This is a genomic window from Methyloceanibacter sp., assembly GCF_041573655.1.
Classification (GTDB): Bacteria; Pseudomonadota; Alphaproteobacteria; order Rhizobiales; family Methyloligellaceae; genus Methyloceanibacter.
This window is the reverse complement of sequence record NZ_JBFFQD010000041.1, coordinates 1-18,193: the sequence shown is the minus strand read 5'-3', so window position 1 is coordinate 18,193 and position 18,193 is coordinate 1. Positions and strand designations below refer to the sequence as shown.

The following is an 18,193-nucleotide window of genomic DNA, read 5'->3' as shown; positions in this document are numbered from 1 at the left end:
CATCAAGTTCTTCTTCGTGGTTCTCGGTGTGAACTTGCTCGCGCTATTCCTGCTGCTGATCCCGGGAGTCAATCTCATCGCCTTCTATGTCGGCAACGGTTATCTGCTCGGCCGGGAGTATTTCGAGCTCGCGGCCATGCGTCACATGAGCGGGCGCGAGGCCAAGCGTTTGCGAAAAGCAAACCGGACCACCGTGCTGACCTGCGGGCTGATCATCGCCGCGCTTGCCTCGGTGCCGATCTTGAATCTCATGACGCCGCTCTTCGCCACAAGCTTCATGGTGCGCGTGTTCAGGCGGATCGCGGCCAAGTCGGGCCTGCGCATCGCGGAGCAGCCTGCGTAGTTTGAGCCTTTACGCGGGCGCGGGCGTTTTGGGTTTGAAGACGCAGATGTCCGCGATGATGCAGCGCCAGCACTCGGGCTTACGCGCTTTGCAGACATAGCGGCCATGCAGGATCAGCCAGTGATGGCAGTTGTGCTTGTAGCGCGCAGGGACAACGCGCTCCAAAGTCTCTTCCACTTTGAGCGGCGTTTTGCCGGGCGCCAGCCCGGTGCGGTTCGACACACGGAAGATGTGCGTGTCGATGGCAATGGTCGGCTCGCCGAAGGCGACGTTGAGAACCACGTTCGCGGTCTTCCGGCCGACGCCGGGAAGCGTCTCCAGCGCTTCGCGTGATTTTGGGACCGCGCTGCCATGCTCCTCGATGAGCTTCCTCGATAGCGCGACCACGTTCTTCGCCTTGTTGCGGTAGAGGCCGATGGTTTTGATCTTCTCGGTTACGGCCTTCTCGCCGAGCGCCACCATTTTCTCAGGGGTGTCCGCGGTGGCGAACAGGGCGGGCGTTGCCTTGTTGACCGAGGCGTCTGTCGCTTGGGCAGAGAGCACCACGGCGACGAGCAAGGTGTAGGGATCGGTGTAGCGGAGCTCAGTTTCAGGCTCCGGATCGCGCGCGGCAAGCCGCGCGAACATGTCCTCGATCTGTCGTCGCGTGAGCTTTGAGCCTTTCGGCTTGCCGTCCAGCGCTGGTGTCGCCGTCTTCTTCGCTTTCGGTTGCGTCGCCACAGGCTGTTATCGCCGCCCCTTTGTCACTGCGCGGTTGTGTATTAGCCTCCTTGCTATGGCAGAGGCCAAGACCCCATCACAAGCCCCCGAGGCGCAAAACCCCCAGTTTAGCGCCGTGCTGACACCACACCGTTCGCTCGGCCCAAAGGGGTTCGTTATCTTCATGGCGGCGCTGTGCGTGGTCTCGTTCGGCACGGGACTGCTGTTCTTCCTCATGGGCGCATGGCCGGTGCTGGGGTTCTTCGGGCTCGACGTGCTTCTCGTCTACATCGCCTTCAAGCTGAACTTTCGGGCTTTGCGTGTCTACGAGACGGTGGAATTGGGCGGCGATGCCCTGATTGTCACCCGCGTCGATCCCAAGGGGCGGGAACAGTCTTGGCGCTTCAACCCCTATTGGGTGCGGCTTCGTCTCGACGAGCGCGTGGGGCGCAACTCGGAGCTATCGCTGGCCAGCCACGGCAAGCGGCTGGTCTTCGCGAACTTCTTGACTGATCCGGAGCGGGAAGATTTCGCCGCGGCGCTGAACGCGGCGTTGCGGGAGACGCGGAGCGGGATGGCCTAGGCGGCGAGGTCCGTCTTCTTCACGCTGCCGTCGACGGTGAGGCGGTAGATCACGGGCGTCGCCGTGGCGAGGGAGCAGTCCTTGACCTCTTCGGGTGTCAAATGGTCAAGCTCCATGATCAGCGAGCGGAGCGAGTTTCCGTGCGCGACGACGATAACGTTCTTGCCGTCTTGCAGCTCCGGCACGATCCACCGTTCGAAAAACGGACAGACGCGGGCGGCGGTGTCCTTCAGCGATTCTCCACCCGGCGGCGCGATGTCGTAGGAGCGCTGCCAGATCTGCACCTGTTCGGCGCCGAACCGCTTGCGGGCCTCTTCCTTGTCGATCCCGACGAGCTGGCCGTAATCGCGCTCGTTGAGGGCGGCGGCTTTGACGGTGGGGAGCTTTCCTTGGCCGAGCTCGCCGAGGATAATGTCGAGGGTATGGTGGGCCCGCCGCAACGTTGAGGCGAAGGCGCTGTCGAAATGCAGACCCTCTTCCTTTAGCCGCTGGCCGGCACGATGGGCTTCGGAGACGCCCTCCTCGCTGAGGCCGACGTCCTTCCACCCGGTGAACATGTTGAGACGGTTCCACTCGCTCTGACCATGACGGACCAGCACGAGAACGTTCTCGGACTTTCGGGGTACTTCGCAGGCCTTTTGGAGCATATCCCTAGGAAGGCAATCTCGTTACGGCGTTTCAGCGTCCTCGAAGCTCGGTGCGAGCCTCTGGCCGCGGCCACTATAGGCGAGGAAAGTTAAAGCGGTCGCCACCATCGCCTTTCTTTTAGGCCACTTTCCGGCACTGACCGAGTTTTTAGGCGCTTGCTTGTGGTGTGCCAACGGTCACGCCGAAAATATCAACGAGTCCTCACAATCCGAGCACGTCGGCCATGGAATAGAGGCCAGGCGGTTTGCCTCGGCCCCAAAGCGCGGCCTTGACGGCGCCCCGGGCGAAAATGCCGCGGTCCGACGCGATGTGTGCGATCTCGATGCGCTCGCCGGGGCCGGCGAAGATCACCTTGTGCTCGCCCACGACGTCGCCGCCGCGTAGTGCGGCAAAGCCGATATCGCCCTCGCGGCGCGGTCCGGTGTCGCCGTCGCGGGTGCGGACGCTTTTGTCACCGAGGGCCACATTGCGTCCCTTGGCCGCGGCATCGCCCAGCATGAGCGAGGTGCCGGAGGGCGCATCGCGCTTGTGGCGGTGATGCATCTCCAGGATCTCGATATCGAATTCCGGGCCGAGCGTACGGGCGACCTGCTCCGTGAGGGCGGCCATCAGGTTCACCCCCATGCTCATATTGCCGGCCTTGACGATAGTGGCGTGGCGCGCGGCGGCCTCGAGCTTGGCGAGGTCGCCGTCGGAAAATCCAGTGGTGCCGATGACGTGGACGATGCGCGCTTGTGCCGCCAGCGCGGCATACTCGATCGTGGGCTTGGGCAGCGTGAAGTCGAGCACGCCGTCGATATGGGCGAAGAGCGGCAGCGGATCGTCGGTGATCGCGTGCCCAAGCGGCTCGAGCCCGGCGACCGCACCGATATCCTGACCGATGGCGGCCGAGCCCTTGACCTCGACACCGCCAGCCACCGTGCAGCCCGGTGTCTCGGCCAGCGCGCGCGTCAACGCCTGACCCATGCGCCCGGCGGCGCCCAAAACGGCGATCCTCATGTCACTCATGCTGCCCGGCCATGTTTCTTGTTGTCGCTATTGTTGCCCCGGCGACCACGGAGGGTGCTCGGGACTGTTCCCGCGTGGTTCTAGGACGGCGGAAAGCCGGTCACAAGCCTCGCGAAAGGATCGCAACGCGTCGCGATAACTGCCGTGCGTGTTCGTTAGGCGACAAGGGGCCGGTCGAGGGGCCGGGACTCCATGTCCAGCGGTGTGTCGTCCGCCTTGTCGTCGGGGATCTCCGTCTCCGGGCCGCCGTAATAGTAGCCCTGCACTTGATCGCAGCCCCACTCCTTGAGCATAGTGGCCTGGCTTTCGGTCTCCACGCCCTCGGCGGCCAGCGCCTTGCCGGTTGGCGCAAGAATGGCAAACCCCTCACGCTGGCTTACGAACTCGCTGCTGTCGGTGTTGACGGTCCCAAGGAGCCAGCCCTGGGTCAGTCGGTTGAAGCCGTCGATAAGCTTGAAGCCGTCGTCTGCGAACGTCGCACCCGTGGGCAGGGTAAGGCCGGTGCTGGATCCATCGTTCACAATGCTGTGAAATGCGGCGGTGTCGAGGACCTTGAGGTCGGAGTGATCAGCTGTGCGCAAGCGATCGTTGACCTCTTTGGCCCAGGTTAGGCTTGCGTCGCGGGCATCGCGGCCCAGCACGTAGTTGATTGTCGATCGACCCGATAAGACACCGGCAAGTACAGTAAAGAGCCCCAACATCACCAGGCCGGCCATGATCCACCGGTCGCGTGCGCCAACGTCTGTCACTATCGATGCTTCCTATGCCGCAGTAGAAGTTTGCAACCATAGGGCAGGGTCGTTAAGGCGCGTCGAACGCTTGCGGTTAACGAACGGTAAAGCGCCTAGCCCCAGGCGAAGGCGACTTTGCGCAACGCCGTGTCGCCAAAGCTCTCCGAGCCCTCGGCGACCGGCTTTCCACCCAAGCTGAAATAGAAGCCGCAAGCGGCCTCGTTGTCTGCAAGGGCCCAAACCAGAAGGCCTTTTAGCCGGAGTTCGCCGAGCCTGTGACGGGCGCCGGCGAACAATTTCTGGCCAAGGCCGAGGCCTTGATAGGTGGGATGGAGATAGAGTTCGAAGATCTCGCCCCGGTGCGGCAAGCTTCCGAGCCGGCAGCGGCCGAAGGTCGTATATCCGGCCGCTTCGCCTTGGAAATCGAGCACGAGAATCGGCGCACGCTTGCCGATCGCGTTGTTCCACCAGCGCAAGCTACGCCGCGCGATCATGCGCTCCAGAGACAGGTGCGGGATGATGCCCTGATAGGCGCCGCGCCAAGCCTCCTCGTAGGCGGCGACGAGCGCGGTCGCGTCCTTTGGGCGTGCCGGCCTGATGTGAGCGACATCGACGGACATGATCTAGAGCCTAACGCAGGACTGTTGCGCCGGGCAAAGGCAGCTTCGGCGTTATCCGAGTTCTTCGCTGTCAGGCCAGTTGTGGCTAAGCCACTTCTTCGGCGCGTTGGCGCTCGGCCTTCTTGCGTTCGTTCGGATCGAGGTGGCGCTTGCGCAGGCGAATCGACTTCGGCGTGACCTCGACCAACTCGTCGTTCTCGATGTAAGCCAGCGCGCGTTCCAACGCCATGCGCAGCGGCGTCGTCAGGCGCACCGCTTCGTCTTTCGACGTAGTGCGGATGTTGGTGAGCTTCTTGCCCTTGAGCACGTTCACTTCGAGGTCGTTGCCGCGGGTGTGCTCGCCGACGATCATGCCGCGATAAACGCGTGCGCCGGGGTCGATCATCATCGGCCCGCGATCTTCCAGGTTCCACAGCGCATAGGCGACGGCTTCGCCCTGGTCCGTGGAGATCAGCACGCCGTTGCGGCGTCCTTGAATGACCCCCTTGTGCGGGGCGTAGCCGTGGAACAGACGGTTCATGATCGCCGTGCCGCGCGTATCGGTGAGCAGCTCACCCTGATAGCCGATAAGCCCGCGGGTTGGTGCATGAAACACGAGACGCTGGCGTCCGCCGCCCGAAGGCTTCATCTCGATGAGATCCGCTTTGCGCTCGGCGAGCTTCTGCACCACGGCGCCCGAATGCTCCTCGTCGAGGTCGATGACCACCTCTTCGATGGGCTCCATCAGGGTGCCACCTTCGCCGCTCGTCAGCAGTACTTTGGGCCGCGATACCGAAATTTCGAAACCTTCGCGGCGCATGGTCTCGATAAGGATGCCGAGCTGCAACTCGCCGCGTCCGGCGACCTCCATGGAGTCGCGCTCTTCGGATTCGGTGACCCGCAGCGCGACATTGCCTTCCGCCTCGCGCAAGAGCCGGTCACGGATCATGCGCCCCGTCACTTTCGAGCCCTCGGTTCCGGCCAGCGGCGAGTCGTTGACCCGGAAGGTCATGGACAGCGTCGGCGGATCGATCGGCTGCGCCGGCAGCGGCGTATCCACCGTGGGCGCGCACATCGTATGCGCCACCGTGGCGTTGGGCAGCCCGGCGATCGAGACAATGTCGCCGGCGCTGGCCTCATCGAGCGGCGTGCGCTCCAGTCCCCGGAATGCGAGGACCTTGGACACGCGGCCCTGTTCGACAACGCCGCCCTCATGGTCGAGCACCTTCACCATCTCATTCGGCTTGATGGTGCCGGAGGTGATGCGGCCGGTGACGATGCGGCCAAGATAGGGGTTGGCTTCCAAAATGGTGCCGAGCATCCGGAAGGGACCGTCCTCGATCGAGGGCGGCGCGACGTGTCGCAGCACAAGCTCAAACAACGGCAGCATGCCCTGGTCTTTGGGCCCCTCCGGGCTGTCGGCGATCCAGCCTTCCTTGGCCGAACCGTAGAGGATCGGAAAGTCGAGCTGCTCGTCGCTGGCGTTGAGGGCGGCGAAGAGGTCGAACACCTCGTCGAGCACTTCGTCCGGGCGGGCGTCCGCACGGTCGACCTTGTTGATCAGGACGATGGGCTTCAGGCCCATCTTCAGCGCCTTCGACACGACGAACTTTGTCTGCGGCAGCGGGCCCTCGGCGGCATCCACCAGCACCAGCGCGCCGTCCACCATGTTGAGGATGCGCTCCACCTCGCCGCCGAAGTCGGCGTGGCCGGGCGTGTCGACGATGTTGATGCGGGTTTCGTTCCAGATGACCGAGGTCGCCTTGGCGAGGATGGTGATGCCGCGCTCGCGCTCCAGGTCGTTGGAATCCATGGCGCGCTCATCCACGCGCTGGTTGTCGCGCACGGCGCCGGACTGCTGGAGGAGGCGGTCGACGAGGGTCGTCTTGCCATGATCGACATGGGCAATGATCGCGATATTGCGGAGTTTCATTCTGATGAGGTCTTTCGGCCGTGTGGCGGCTGGTTGTTGCAGCGCAATATAGGGATTTTCCCTCGCGCCGCAATGCGGGCCAGGCGGCTTGCCGGCTAGCGCCCCATATTGCTCCAGGGGCCCGGCTCGGACCCAGTTTCGGGCCGCGCGGAATGGATCATCATCATCTCACCCAGATTCTCCACCGTGAGCAGGCCGACGAGCTTGTCTTTGGTATCGGTCACGCCGATCACCGGTTGGCCGCGCTGCATCAAGGCGCGCAGCGCGACATCCAGCTTTGTGTTCGCGTGAACAGTCGGCACGTCGGCCATCACCTCCAGAACCGGCGTGTCCGGGCCGCGGTCCTTCAGGGCCTTGATCATGGCAGCGCGGGTGAGCACGCCGCGCAAGTGGCCGGTGCCGTCGACGATGGGAAACTCGGTCTGTGTGGTGCGGATCAGCGCATCGGCGGCGTCGGCGACCGTGGCCGAGGTTGGCAGCGATTCAAATGTCGTGACCATGGCGTCCGACACGAGGGTGCCTTGGGCCACGGCGCGGAGCTGCGCCTGGGTCGCCTCGCCGGATGCAGCAAGAAAGATGAAGGCGGCGATGATGATAAGCATCGGATTGTAGAAGATGCCGAGGACGCCGAAGACGACGGCAAAGCCCTGGCCGATGGTGGCTGCCACCTGTGTGGCGCGGGCATTGCCCATGCGCATGGCAAGGAGCGCGCGAAGTACGCGGCCACCGTCCATGGGAAAGGCCGGGATCATGTTGAACACGACGAGGATGATGTTGGCGCCGGCGATTTTCACGGCGAGCGACACGGCCGGGTTCTCGATCTCGGTCAGGGCCTCCAGATTGAAACGCGGGCCGAGCCAGAGAATCAGCACCGCGGCGATGGCGACGTTCACCGCCGGGCCGGCCACGGCCACGATCAGCTCCTGGCTCGGCTTGTCGGGCATGCGCTCCATGCTGGAGATGCCGCCGAACGGCCACAGCGTTATGTCCCGGGTCCGCACGCCATAGCGCCTGGCGGCAAACACATGACCCAGCTCGTGCAAGAGCACGCACACGAAGATGAGCACGACGAAGATCGTACCGTGCCACGCAGCCTCGGGGCCGCCCTGGCGGTAAAAAATCGCGCCAAGCCAAACGAGGAGCAGCAGGAAAGTAACGTGGATGCGAATCGCCGTGCCGGCGATCGACCCCAGATTCAGGGACCAGCGCATTCTGTAAGGCTCGTGTCTCCGGTTAGATGGCCTCTAGCATATAGGCATTTGGCTGAACATAGAGGTGGTTTCTATCGCACAGTGTGCTTGACGACGCTGGCAGAACGCTCAGAATGATGCCCTTTCCGAAAAGGCACCTTTGATTGAACAACTCACAACCTTGCGAGCGCACTACAGTAACCGAAGAAAAGCCCAGCCACATGGAGCAAAGCAATGCGCTATCTCGCACCTATAGTTTTTGCGGCAGCCATGTCGATAACAAGCGTAACTAGTGAGGCGGCCCCAGAGTGGATAGAGAAAGTCTGTTTCCATGAGGCGTCGAAGAGGTCATTTAATGGTCGAGGCGGACGAGAACAGTTTGTGACGAACTGCATCGCTGATCTCACGGCAAAGCCTCCTAGAGAGCGTCGCAAGTACAGGCTCCGTTACGGGTATTAGGGCCGCTACCGTATGATGGTTGCTGACAGGCCGAGGCTTCTATCCTTGGCCTGCGGGGTCGGGGAAGCCAACTAAGCGAGGCTTCCTATGACTGACGATGCTGACGCCAAGGCACGCGCTACGGCGCACGGGCCGATCCAGAGCTACATCGGACCCGACCACGGTCTTTTTCACAGACATGAAGGCGCCCGACATGCTTTTCAACGCTCAGCGGACTCTGGGCAGTCCAGACTTGCTGGACTGAGGTCCGCTTTGGGTCATGTGTGGACATCTCTGGCTTCGTCATAGACGTCGGCTAAGTGCCAAGGCCCGGCACAAAGTAGAGCCGCGTCACAGTCCTAGCGGCGGCGTTTGCCGACTAGGCGCAAGCGGAGTGCGTTCAGCTTGATGAAACCTTCGGCGTCCTTCTGGTCATAAGCGCCGGCGTCGTCTTCGAAGGTGACGATGTCGGTGGAATAGAGCGACTTGTCACTCTTACGGCCGATGACGATGACATTGCCCTTGTAGAGCTTAAGCGTCACCTCGCCTTCGACGTTCTCCTGGCTCTTGTCCACGAGCGCCTGCAGCATCTCGCGCTCCGGCGCGAACCAGAAGCCATAGTAGACCAGCTCGGCGTAGCGCGGCATGAGCGAGTCTTTCAGGTGCGCCGCCTCGCGGTCGAGCGTCAGCGACTCCATGGCGCGATGCGCGGCCAGGAGAATGGTGCCGCCCGGCGTCTCATAGACCCCGCGCGACTTCATGCCGACAAAACGGTTCTCGACGAGGTCGACACGGCCGATGCCGTTGTCGTGTCCGAGTTCGTTGAGCTTCGTGAGCAGTGTTGCGGGCGACATGGCATTGCCGTCGATAGAGACAGGGTCTCCGTTTCTAAAGCCGACAGTCACGACCGTCGGGGTATCGGGCGCGTCCTCCGGCGCGATGGTGCGCTGGTAGACATAAGGTGGCGGCTCCGCGTTCGGGTCCTCCAGCACTTTTCCTTCCGAGGACGAGTGCAACAGGTTCGCGTCGACCGAGAACGGCGCCTCGCCGCGCTTGTCCTTGGCGACGGGGATCTGGTGCTTCTCGGCGAATTCGATCAGGTCGCTGCGTGAGACGAAGTCCCATTCGCGCCAAGGCGCCACGACTTTAATGTCCGGGTTCAGCGCGTAGTAGGAGAGCTCGAACCGCACCTGGTCGTTGCCCTTGCCGGTGGCACCGTGACAGACGGCATCAGCGTCCGTCTCCTTGGCGATCTCGATCTGGCGTTTGGCGATGAGCGGCCGGGCAATCGACGTGCCGAGCAGATAGACACCTTCGTAGAGCGCGTTGGCCCGGAACATCGGGAACACGTAGTCGCGCACGAATTCCTCGCGCAGATCCTCGACGAAGATCTCCTTGATGCCGAGCATCTCGGCCTTCTTCCGCGCCGGTTCCAGCTCCTCGCCCTGGCCAAGGTCGGCCGTGAAGGTCACGACCTCGCAAGCATAGGTCTCCTGGAGCCATTTGAGGATGATCGAGGTGTCGAGCCCGCCCGAATAGGCAAGCACGACTTTCTTTATGTCTGTCATGGGGTGAAACGGGCTGTTCAAAGTTGACTTGGCGGCGACTATAGGCACGCAAAACCTTTGCGCAAGAGCTCGACGAGAGACGGAAAACGAGCCCAAGGCCAAGTCTGCCTTATAGTGGCCCCTCAAGGCACCGATAGTCGGGGAACTTCAGGGAGGAGATGACATGAAAAACGGTTTTGTCGCGCGGCTTGCATTGGCCGTATCTGTGGGCGTTGGGGCAGTTTTTGTGCTGACCGCGCCCAATCCCGCCGCCGCCGTGCCCACGCAGGCTCCAGTCGCAGCTCCCGAAGCGGGGACTTCCCTCGTGACAAAAGCCCAGCGACGGTGGAGAGGCCCGCGCGGCCGGTACTACCGGGGCCCGCGAGGTGCCTACCGGGGCCGCGTCTATCGGGGCCCGCGTGGTGTCTACCGGGGCCCACGCGCTTATGTGCGTCCGTGGCGTCGGCGCCCGTATTACGGCCGCGTGGTGGCCGGCGTGGCACTGGGTACCGTTATCGTCGCAGGCGCCGCGCCACGTCCGCCGGCCTCGGACCTGTGCTGGTACTGGTCAAACTCAGCGCGCACCCACGGCTATTGGGACTATTGCTACTAGCGCCCCCCGAGGCGCCAAGCCAAAACGCCCGGCTCGCGAAGCGACCCGGGCGTTTTCTTTGACCCAGAGGCAGGCCGTACGCTTGTGTGACCGGTGTGCCGCAAGCTGCTGCCCGCACAGTGACTGGGATGAAATTTCCACGGGTATCGATGACGCTTCAAGCGCGGGCGCCATGGACTGCCGTTCAGGCCCGGGCACCGGCGAGAAGCCAATAGATGAAGCCGCCCGCGAAGCCGGCGGTCGCAAAGATTGTCATGTACGCACCGTCCAGGCTCTCGAACGCACCGTCTGCTGAGGCGCCGGCCAGCAGCGGGATGGCGAGGAGCGCCGCGCCGCCTGCGAGCACATAATAGAGCCAGCTGCGTAACCCCAGCACCTCTCCGACAATGACGGCAAGAAGGCCCGGGAGTGCGGTCAGCGCCGGCATGACGGTTGTCGCGAACAGCACAAGGCCGAATACCGCGGCGCCTTCATGAGCGAAGATCAGATCGTTGGGCCGTGCGACGGCGCGTAGCTCATCGCCCACCCATATGGACCCCAGCGCCAACAGCACGGCGACCGCCACAGCGACGGCGACGAAAAACGCCACCACCACGACAAGCCACCGCCAGATCAACTGACCGATCATTGGCTTCGTTTGGCTCAAGCCGGTGCCGTGAGGCGCTCGCTCGCGCGCTGTTTGTGGCTTGCGCTCTTCAGCTGGCCGCAGGCCGCCATGATGTCCCGCCCGCGGGGTGAGCGCACCGGGCTCGCATAGCCGGCGCGATTCACGACCTCGGCGAACTTTTCGATCTGTTCCCAGTCGGAGCACTCATACGGCGCGCCGGGCCAGGGATTGAACGGGATGAGATTGATCTTGGCCGGGATCTTGGCCAGGAGGCGAACAAGCGCCTTGGCATCGTCGATGGAGTCGTTGACGTCTTTCAGCATCACGTACTCGAATGTGATGCGCTTGGCATTGGACAGACCCGGATAGTTGCGGCACGCCTCGAGCAATTCGGCAATGGGCCACTTCTTGTTGATGGGCACGAGTACGTCGCGCAGCTCATCATGCACCGCATGCAGCGAAATGGCGAGCATGGTGCCGGCTTCTTCGCCCCAGCGCGGAATCTCCGGAACGATGCCCGACGTGGACAGCGTAATGCGCCGCTTGGAGATCGACAGCCCATCGCCGTCGGCGGCAACAGCGCAAGCCTCGCGCAGGGAATCGAAATTATAGAGCGGCTCGCCCATGCCCATGAGCACGACGTTGGTGATCTTGCGCTCGCTGTTTGGCAGACCCGTCGGGTCGTCCGGGCTCGCGCCGGGCCAATCGCCGATGCGATCGCGGGCGAGCATGATCTGACCGATGATCTCGCCGGCGGTAAGGTTGCGCACGAGGGCTTGCGTGCCCGTGTGGCAGAAGGTGCAGTTGAGGGTGCAGCCGACTTGGCTGGAGATGCACAACGTACCGCGGTCTTCCTCGGGGATGTAGACCGTCTCCACTTCCTTGCCGTCGTCGAGGCGCAGCAGCCATTTGCGGGTGCCGTCGACGGAGACCTGCTCGCTGACGATTGCTGGCCTCGCCAAGGTAAAGCGCTCGGCAAGCCTGCCGCGAAGCTCCTTGGCGACATCGGTCATGGTCTCGAAGCCGGCCGCCCCGCGCACATACATCCAGCCCCAAAGTTGGCTCACGCGCATGCGGTGCTGGCGCTCGGGGACGCCGAGTTCGGCGAGCCGCTCGGCCAGAGCAGGACGTGCCAGCCCGATCAACGATTCTCCTGGCGGGGAATCGGTGCTCGCCGGCGTCCGGTCTATGAGCGTCGTCGCGGTCATGGCATACGATCTGGTATCGAGATTGGCACCGCGGTCGCGCGGCCTCGCCCTCTCATATCATGGGGCGCGTCGAGATTTCCAAGCCCCCGAAGCCGCGCGGCGGCGCCTTCAGGTCGCTCAGCCTTCGCTGCCGCACTCTTTGACGATGCGTTCCAGAGCGGCCGTCGCGCCACCCAGCGAATAGTTGTCGCTGGTATTGGTGCCGCGCGCGGAGCGGCCCTTTACCGTCATCGCGTTTCCGCCCTTCATGGCCTTGACGAGCTTGGCCTCGTCCTCGGTCTTCTCGACGAACGCGCCTTCGTCCTTGGTGAAGAGCTCGAACTTCTCGTTGCCGATGGTCACGGTGGCCTTGCCGCCGGGCGGGAAGGGGTAGCCCATCTTCACGCTGATCTCGCCGGCGACTTTGTCCGACGGGTAGTGCGACACATAGAAGTAGATGGGGCCTCTGCGCACGTTCTTCGGCGTCGAACTCTTCGGCTGCGACACGGCAAAGCACACCTTGCCGCTGTTGTCCGCCGTGTAGACGGACCAGTTCTTGTACTTCTCAAGAAGTTTGACCTCTTGCGCGATAGCCGGCGCTGCACTCAGTGCCAGGATCACGCACGCAACTCCAACGGCTCGGCGCATCTCCCGGTTCCCGTGTCTTGAGCAGGCGTTAAGCATGAATGCCGTAGTCTTCGCCCGATCAGGCCGATAGGTCAACCCTAGCGCCTTCGGCGCTTGGGAGCGCCTTGGACGTGTGGTGCCAATGGTGCCGCCTCGGCTCCTTCCGTCACCGGGCGCGGCGCGTAGCGGCCGAGCATGCGAACGCGGTCGTACATTATAATTGCACCGGCCGTTGCAACATTCAGGGAAAATGCCGTCGGGATGCGGACAAAATGCTGGCAACGGGCAAGAAGCTCCGGCGTCAACTGCCCGCGCTCCGGTCCAAGCACATAAGCCGCCCGCATGGGATGCGGAAAGCTCGGCAAATCGACCGCATCGCCGAGAATCTCGACGCCGACCAGGCTGCAGCCCTTCGGCAGGTCGACCGCGTCCAGGTCCGGCCAGTGATAGGCGGGCATATGCGTCTCGGCGCGCGAGGTATCGGAGCTCATTTTTAGCGCCCGCTCGTCAGCGCCGATGGTGAATACGAAGCTGGCGCCGAAGGCGTGGGCCGAGCGGAGGAGGTTGCCGACATTGACCGCCTTGGAGATTCCCTCGGCGCCAATGCCGAAATACCCGCGGGTGTTTGGGGGCGACGGTTTCACAACCTCTGTCCTGCCACAGGACACGCGGAAGAAAAAGGTGGCGCGTAAGGTTGCGCGACGCTCAAGACAGCGTCAAAAAGCCAAGCTCTTCAGTCCAAATCTAGAGCCCCGCGGTCCCGGGCCAGTATCCAAGGAAGCTTCGTCCATGCGCGTCGTGCAATTCAATGAGTTTGGCGGGATGGGCGCCTTGCGCCTGGAGGACGCCGCCGCGCCAAGCCCTGGCGCGGGCGAGATCCTCATCCGCGTGATGGCCGTCGGGCTAAATTTCTTCGACACGCTCATGCTGCGCGACAAGTATCAGTTCTCGCCGAAGCTGCCGTTCTCGCCGGGCGGCGAGATTGCCGGCGTCATCGAGGCCCTCGGCGAGGGCGTCACCGGGCTTGAAGTGGGCCAGCGCGTGGCCGCATTCATCGGCGGCAATGGTTGCCGCGAGCTGGTCGTCACAGATGCGACGAACGCCGTGCCCATTCCCGATGGCGTGAGCGACGAGGCGGCGGCCGGGATCATCATCACGCACGGCACGGCACTTCACGCGTTCAAGGATCGGGCGGATCTTAAAGCCGGCGAGAGCGTCGCCGTGCTTGGCGCGGCGGGTGGCGCCGGTGTGGCGGCGGTGGAACTTGCCAAGTTGATGGGCGCGCGCGTCATCGCTGTTGCGTCTTCTGAGGAGAAGCTTGCCTTCGCCAAGAGCCACGGCGCGGACGAGGGCATCGACTACAACGAGGCCGACCTCAAGCAGACCTTGAAGGACCTCACCAAACCCAACGGCGTCGATGTGGTCTACGATTGCGTGGGCGGCGATGCCGCGGAGCCGAGCTTACGGGCGACGGCGTGGGAGGGGCGCTATCTCGTGATCGGCTTTGCCTCGGGCAAGATCCCGCGCATCCCGCTCAATCTCGTTCTGCTCAAAGGTTGTGAGATCGTGGGCGTGTTCTGGACATCGTTCGCCGCGCGCGAACCGGACAAGCATCGGGCGAACACGGCGCAACTTTTCGCGTGGGTCCGAGACGGAAAGCTCAAGCCCCATATCCACGCGACGTTTCCGCTGGAAGAGACGGCAAAAGCACTCTCGCTGATCGAAGACCGCAAGGTCACCGGCAAGGTGATCGTCAATCCGCAAAGCTAAAGCGCCGCTCAGTTACGCGGACTTGGGCAGTTCCTTGTCGAGCACGCGCGCGGCGGCGGCCCGGTGCGTCGGCGTGATACTGGCCGACACCATGCCGACCACGGCGGTCAACAGCGCGATGTCGTCGGCGAAGCCGAGGCCGACCACAATATCGGGAATGAAGTCGAAGGGCATAATGAAGTACGCAAGCGCCGCCAGGAGCATGCCACGTACGCGGATCGGCGTCGCGGGATCCATGGCGCAGTAATAGGCGGCCACGAGATCCTCGACGAAGGGAACGTTCCGCGCGACGCGCTTTAGCTTCGTCCAGAACTCCTCGCGCACTTTGCGCTCGCGCTTGGCGAAGGTGCTCAGCGACACCTCCCGGCCGAGCGCGGCTTCGCGCAACTCGCTGACGTTTTCCGAAGCAATCATTCCAGTCAACCTCGCAGGTCTGCGATAAGAGAACTCAACCCCTTGATAAATATAGGGAGTGTGCCGTCCCGGTGCAACCTGGCGCATCCGGCTTGCGCGGCGGAGCCCCTATATGCGATGGGAGCCGTCATGGCGAAACACCGCATCCTCTTCGTTTGTCTGGGGAATATCTGCCGCTCGCCCATGGCGGAGGGCGTGTTCCGGCGCGTCGTCGACGAGGCCGGCTTGGCGCGTCAGTTCGAGATCGACTCCGCCGGCATGGGAGATTGGCATGCGGGCGAGTCCCCCGACCATCGTGCGCAAGCCGCGGCACAGACCCGCGGCGTCGATATCTCCGGTCAGGCGGCGCGTAAGATCGAGTTGGAGGATTTCGACGACTTCGATCTCATCGTGGCGATGGACGGGGCGAACATCGCGGACCTTGAGGACATCGTTCCGCAGGCGGCGCGCGGCAAGATCCGCCGCTTCTTGGACTACGCGCCGCATCTCGACCATGACGAGGTGCCGGATCCCTACTATGGCGGAAGGCAAGGCTTCGACCAGGCGCTCGATCTCATCGAGGCGGCGGCGGAGGGACTCCTCGCCGAGCTGATGCAGGACAAAACAAAAAAGGACGCCTAATCCTCGACCCCGAACGCGATGGCGAGTTCCTCGTCGTAGCCGGGCTCGGGCTCCTCGCCGGCCGCGCGATCTCCAAGATCATAAGCGGCCTCGACCACGTAGGGCCCGCCGCCCACCGAGTTCCGCGACGAGTAGAGCACGAAGCGGTTCACCGTGAAGGACTCAGTCACGGCGCTCCCTTGCCGTTCCATATAGGTGGCGACTTGATCGGGGCGGGCACCGCGCAGGCGCGCCAGGGTCACGTGCGCTTTGTAGTTCCGGCTCTCCGGCGGCAGACCTGCCACGCGCGCGGCCCGTTCGTTGGCACGCCGCAATGCGTTCAGCGCCGGCGATGGCGCGACATCGGCAAAGACGGCGCGCGGCTTGTTGCCGCCAAAGCTGCCAAGGCCGTCGAGCCGCAGCTCAAAGGGGGGCAGCTCGATTTCGCCGAGCGCGTTGGTGAAGTCGCGCGCGGTCGCGCCGTCGACATCGCCGACGAAGCGTAAGGTCAGATGATAGTTCTCGGGATCGATCCAGCGCGCGCCGGAGAGGCCGGAGCGGAGCATGGCCAAACGCTCGGCGGTGCTCCAAGGAATCTCGATGGCTGAAAAGAGCCGGGGCATGGCCTGATACTCGATTCTCTCAAATCAGAGTCTCAAGGGCAGGGGTTGGGATAGTCAAGGTGGATCTGATCGATCTCCTCAAGAACCGCCTCATCGAGCTCAAGGGCCGCGGCGTCGATATCCGTCTTGAGCTGCTCCATAGTGGTGGCGCCGATGATGACCGAGGTGACGAAGGGCCGGGAGACCGCATAGGCGATCGCCATTTGCGCCGGGTCCAGACCATGCTTCTTGGCCAGCGCTACATAGGCGGAGATGGCGCGCGGGCCGTTTGCCTTCTCGTAGCGGCCCAGGCGGTTGAACAGCGTCTTTCGTGAGCCCGGCGGCAGCGCGCCGTTCTCATACTTGCCGGTGAGGTAGCCCTGGCCGAGGGGCGAATAGGCAAGAAGGCTCACCTGCTCCTCGTAAGTGATCTCGGAGAGGCCTACCTCATAGGACCTGTTTACCAGGTTGAACGCGTTCTGAATGGAGACCGGCCGCGGCAGGCCGTGTTGCTCGGCGAGTTTCAGGAACGTCATCAGCCCCCAGGGCGTCTCGTTGGAAAGGCCAATGAAGCGGACTTTGCCGTCGCGCACGAGCGCGCCGAGGGTTTCGAGGATCTCGTGGATCGCGTGACCCTCGCCAGGCAGGCGCGCGTATTCGAGCCCCTCGAAGATGCGCATGGGACGGTCGGGCCAGTGAAGTTGATAGACGTCGATATAGTCCGTCTTGAGCCGCGACAGGCTCTTGTCGACCGCCTCGTTGATCTGCGCCGCGCTTTGCCGGGATAGAACGGTCTCGTCCCGCAGCCAGTCGATCACGGTGCTGCGGCCGGCGACCTTGGTGGCGATCAGCACCTTGTCCCGGTTCTTGCGGCTCGCCAGCCAGGTCCCGATGACCGCCTCGGTGCGGCCTTGCGTCTCGGCTTTGGGCGGAATCGGGTAGATCTCCGCAGCGTCGAAGATGTTGATGCCCTGCGCGAGGGCATAGTCCATCTGTTCGTGGCCCTCAGCCTCGGTGTTCTGCTCGCCATAGGTCATGGTGCCAAGGCAGAGCGCGCCCACCTTCACGCCGGTCCGGCCAAGCTCACGATACTCCATCACCTCTCCCCGTCTTAACGCCCAGTCAAGGTTACCAAAATCTTACCCCGCCGCCTTCCGTCCGGTGCGGTCACCCACCCCTAACCCAGTTGTTAAGGAGTTCGGGCGTAAGACAAAAGGCCATACCCGAATTGGCCGTGGCTGCAAAACGGCGCACTGCCAGGGTGGCGAACGGGACCGAAGGGGATCTGCATGGGCGCGATGACCAACGCATGCGACGACGCTGCCGGTAGCGGGGTGGCACACGATCCAGACCGCATGGCCGTGCGCCCGTCAGGCGCCGCGCCGCGGTTCCACGAGACATGGGAACAGTTTCTGCGCCGCATGATGCTCGGCGTGGGCTATGCCGTGCGGCGCAAGCGCATCGCCCTTCTGCCGCGTCTGTGGCTGATGACGATCGCCTATTACCTCACACCGAAGGCGCGGCGCGACACGCTGCCGGCCCTTCCGCGGTTCTACTCCAACCGCGGGCTAGTCGGCATCAGCAACGACCTCTCTGTGCCCGCGCTCATCGACAACTATGCGCGCGGCTTCTTCCCCGTCTGCCACATCGGCCCGATGAAATGGTGGTGTCCGGAGGAGCGCGCCGCTATGGACCCGGCCGATACGCATATGAGCCGGCATGTGCGCCGGCTCTTGTGGCAGGGGACATACACCGTGACGATGGACAAGGCGTTCGCCAGCGTGATGGAAGCGTGCGCGCGGCCGCACGGCGGAAAGGCGCCGCTCACTTGGATCACGCCGCAGATCATGCGGGCTTATTGGCAGGCTTACAAAGCGGGCTACGCCCACTCCGTGGAAGTCTGGGACGACGATGGGACCCTGGTCGCCGGAGCCTACGGGCTTGCGATCGGCAAGGTGTATTTTGGTGAGTCACAGTTCTGTACGGTGCGGGACACCTCGAAGTTGGCCATCACGGTGCTCCACCGTCATCTGACGGCGTGGGGTTTCAAACTG

General features: G+C 63.5%; 21 protein-coding genes. 6 read left to right on the top strand and 15 right to left on the bottom strand.

Features of this window, described 5'->3' with window-relative positions:
- Nucleotides 1–343, top strand: a 343-nt coding sequence (locus tag ABY454_RS09680) for an EI24 domain-containing protein (RefSeq protein ID WP_372930210.1), incomplete at its 5' end; no start/stop codon positions are given.
- Nucleotides 344–352: 9 nt separating this feature from the next.
- Here ABY454_RS09680 and nth read toward each other — a convergent pair.
- Complete coding sequence (gene nth, locus ABY454_RS09675) at nt 353–970, bottom strand: endonuclease III (RefSeq protein WP_372930215.1); 618 nt, start codon at nt 968–970, stop codon at nt 353–355.
- 208 nt (nt 971–1,178) lie between these two features.
- Between nth and ABY454_RS09670 the strand changes: the two genes are divergently transcribed.
- A complete protein-coding gene (locus ABY454_RS09670) occupies nt 1,179–1,625 on the top strand; it encodes a DUF2244 domain-containing protein (protein WP_372930208.1) in 447 nt (148 codons plus the stop codon).
- Here ABY454_RS09670 and ABY454_RS09665 read toward each other — a convergent pair.
- From ABY454_RS09665 to ABY454_RS09635, 7 genes are all read right to left on the bottom strand, one after another.
- Nucleotides 1,622–2,272: a 2,3-bisphosphoglycerate-dependent phosphoglycerate mutase gene (locus tag ABY454_RS09665; RefSeq protein WP_372930207.1), complete on the bottom strand. Its 651-nt coding sequence runs from the start codon at nt 2,270–2,272 to the stop codon at nt 1,622–1,624. The genes ABY454_RS09670 and ABY454_RS09665 overlap by 4 nt on opposite strands.
- 202 nt (nt 2,273–2,474) lie before the next feature.
- Complete coding sequence (gene dapB, locus ABY454_RS09660) at nt 2,475–3,272, bottom strand: 4-hydroxy-tetrahydrodipicolinate reductase (protein WP_372930214.1); 798 nt, start codon at nt 3,270–3,272, stop codon at nt 2,475–2,477.
- 164 nt (nt 3,273–3,436) lie between these two features.
- On the bottom strand, nt 3,437–4,030 hold the full coding sequence (locus ABY454_RS09655) for an EAL domain-containing protein (RefSeq protein ID WP_372930205.1): 594 nt from the start codon (nt 4,028–4,030) through the stop codon (nt 3,437–3,439).
- Nucleotides 4,031–4,125: 95 nt separating this feature from the next.
- Nucleotides 4,126–4,632, bottom strand: a complete 507-nt coding sequence (locus tag ABY454_RS09650) for an N-acetyltransferase family protein (protein WP_372930203.1) — start codon at nt 4,630–4,632, stop codon at nt 4,126–4,128.
- 85 nt (nt 4,633–4,717) lie between these two features.
- Nucleotides 4,718–6,544 carry a translational GTPase TypA gene (gene typA, locus ABY454_RS09645; protein WP_372930201.1) on the bottom strand — a complete coding sequence of 609 codons (1,827 nt, stop codon included), beginning with the start codon at nt 6,542–6,544 and terminating at the stop codon, nt 4,718–4,720.
- 95 nt (nt 6,545–6,639) lie between these two features.
- On the bottom strand, nt 6,640–7,755 hold the full coding sequence (locus ABY454_RS09640) for a site-2 protease family protein (RefSeq protein WP_372930199.1): 1,116 nt from the start codon (nt 7,753–7,755) through the stop codon (nt 6,640–6,642).
- A 776-nt stretch (nt 7,756–8,531) separates the two neighbouring features.
- Nucleotides 8,532–9,740, bottom strand: coding sequence for an argininosuccinate synthase (locus ABY454_RS09635; RefSeq protein WP_372930197.1), 1,209 nt, complete (start codon nt 9,738–9,740; stop codon nt 8,532–8,534).
- A gap of 163 nt (nt 9,741–9,903) precedes the next feature.
- Here ABY454_RS09635 and ABY454_RS09630 point away from each other — a divergent pair, with 163 nt between their 5' ends.
- Nucleotides 9,904–10,332, top strand: a complete 429-nt coding sequence (locus ABY454_RS09630) for a hypothetical protein (RefSeq protein WP_372930195.1) — start codon at nt 9,904–9,906, stop codon at nt 10,330–10,332.
- 184 nt (nt 10,333–10,516) lie between these two features.
- On the opposite strand, the gene ABY454_RS09625 is transcribed toward ABY454_RS09630, so the two are convergent.
- From ABY454_RS09625 to ABY454_RS09610, 4 genes are all read right to left on the bottom strand, one after another.
- Nucleotides 10,517–10,960, bottom strand: a complete 444-nt coding sequence (locus tag ABY454_RS09625; protein ID WP_372930193.1) for a hypothetical protein — start codon at nt 10,958–10,960, stop codon at nt 10,517–10,519.
- Nucleotides 10,961–10,974: 14 nt separating this feature from the next.
- Nucleotides 10,975–12,147, bottom strand: a complete 1,173-nt coding sequence (gene rlmN, locus ABY454_RS09620; RefSeq protein WP_372930192.1) for a 23S rRNA (adenine(2503)-C(2))-methyltransferase RlmN — start codon at nt 12,145–12,147, stop codon at nt 10,975–10,977.
- Nucleotides 12,148–12,264: 117 nt separating this feature from the next.
- Nucleotides 12,265–12,774, bottom strand: coding sequence for an invasion associated locus B family protein (locus ABY454_RS09615; RefSeq protein WP_372930190.1), 510 nt, complete (start codon nt 12,772–12,774; stop codon nt 12,265–12,267).
- Between the two features lie 77 nt (nt 12,775–12,851).
- The gene (locus tag ABY454_RS09610; protein WP_372930189.1) at nt 12,852–13,397 is read right to left on the bottom strand and encodes an RNA methyltransferase; all 546 of its coding nucleotides are present in this window, start codon (nt 13,395–13,397) and stop codon (nt 12,852–12,854) included.
- A 145-nt stretch (nt 13,398–13,542) separates the two neighbouring features.
- Here ABY454_RS09610 and ABY454_RS09605 point away from each other — a divergent pair, with 145 nt between their 5' ends.
- On the top strand, nt 13,543–14,523 hold the full coding sequence (locus ABY454_RS09605; protein WP_372930187.1) for an NADPH:quinone oxidoreductase family protein: 981 nt from the start codon (nt 13,543–13,545) through the stop codon (nt 14,521–14,523).
- Nucleotides 14,524–14,535: 12 nt separating this feature from the next.
- Here the strand turns inward: ABY454_RS09605 and ABY454_RS09600 are convergent, their stop codons facing one another.
- A complete protein-coding gene (locus tag ABY454_RS09600; protein ID WP_372930212.1) occupies nt 14,536–14,934 on the bottom strand; it encodes a YkvA family protein in 399 nt (132 codons plus the stop codon).
- A 132-nt stretch (nt 14,935–15,066) separates the two neighbouring features.
- Between ABY454_RS09600 and ABY454_RS09595 the strand changes: the two genes are divergently transcribed.
- Entirely contained in the window at nt 15,067–15,558 is a 492-nt protein-coding gene (locus ABY454_RS09595; protein ID WP_372930185.1) for a low molecular weight protein-tyrosine-phosphatase, read from the top strand.
- Here the strand turns inward: ABY454_RS09595 and thpR are convergent.
- Both thpR and ABY454_RS09585 read right to left on the bottom strand, forming a co-directional pair.
- Nucleotides 15,555–16,160, bottom strand: a complete 606-nt coding sequence (gene thpR, locus ABY454_RS09590; RefSeq protein WP_372930184.1) for an RNA 2',3'-cyclic phosphodiesterase — start codon at nt 16,158–16,160, stop codon at nt 15,555–15,557. The two genes, ABY454_RS09595 and thpR, sit on opposite strands and share 4 nt — an antisense overlap.
- Nucleotides 16,161–16,192: 32 nt before the next feature.
- A complete protein-coding gene (locus ABY454_RS09585; RefSeq protein WP_372930182.1) occupies nt 16,193–17,236 on the bottom strand; it encodes an NADP(H)-dependent aldo-keto reductase in 1,044 nt (347 codons plus the stop codon).
- Nucleotides 17,237–17,437: 201 nt separating this feature from the next.
- Between ABY454_RS09585 and ABY454_RS09580 the strand changes: the two genes are divergently transcribed.
- Nucleotides 17,438–18,193, top strand: a 756-nt coding sequence (locus tag ABY454_RS09580) for a leucyl/phenylalanyl-tRNA--protein transferase (protein ID WP_372930181.1), incomplete at its 3' end; no start/stop codon positions are given.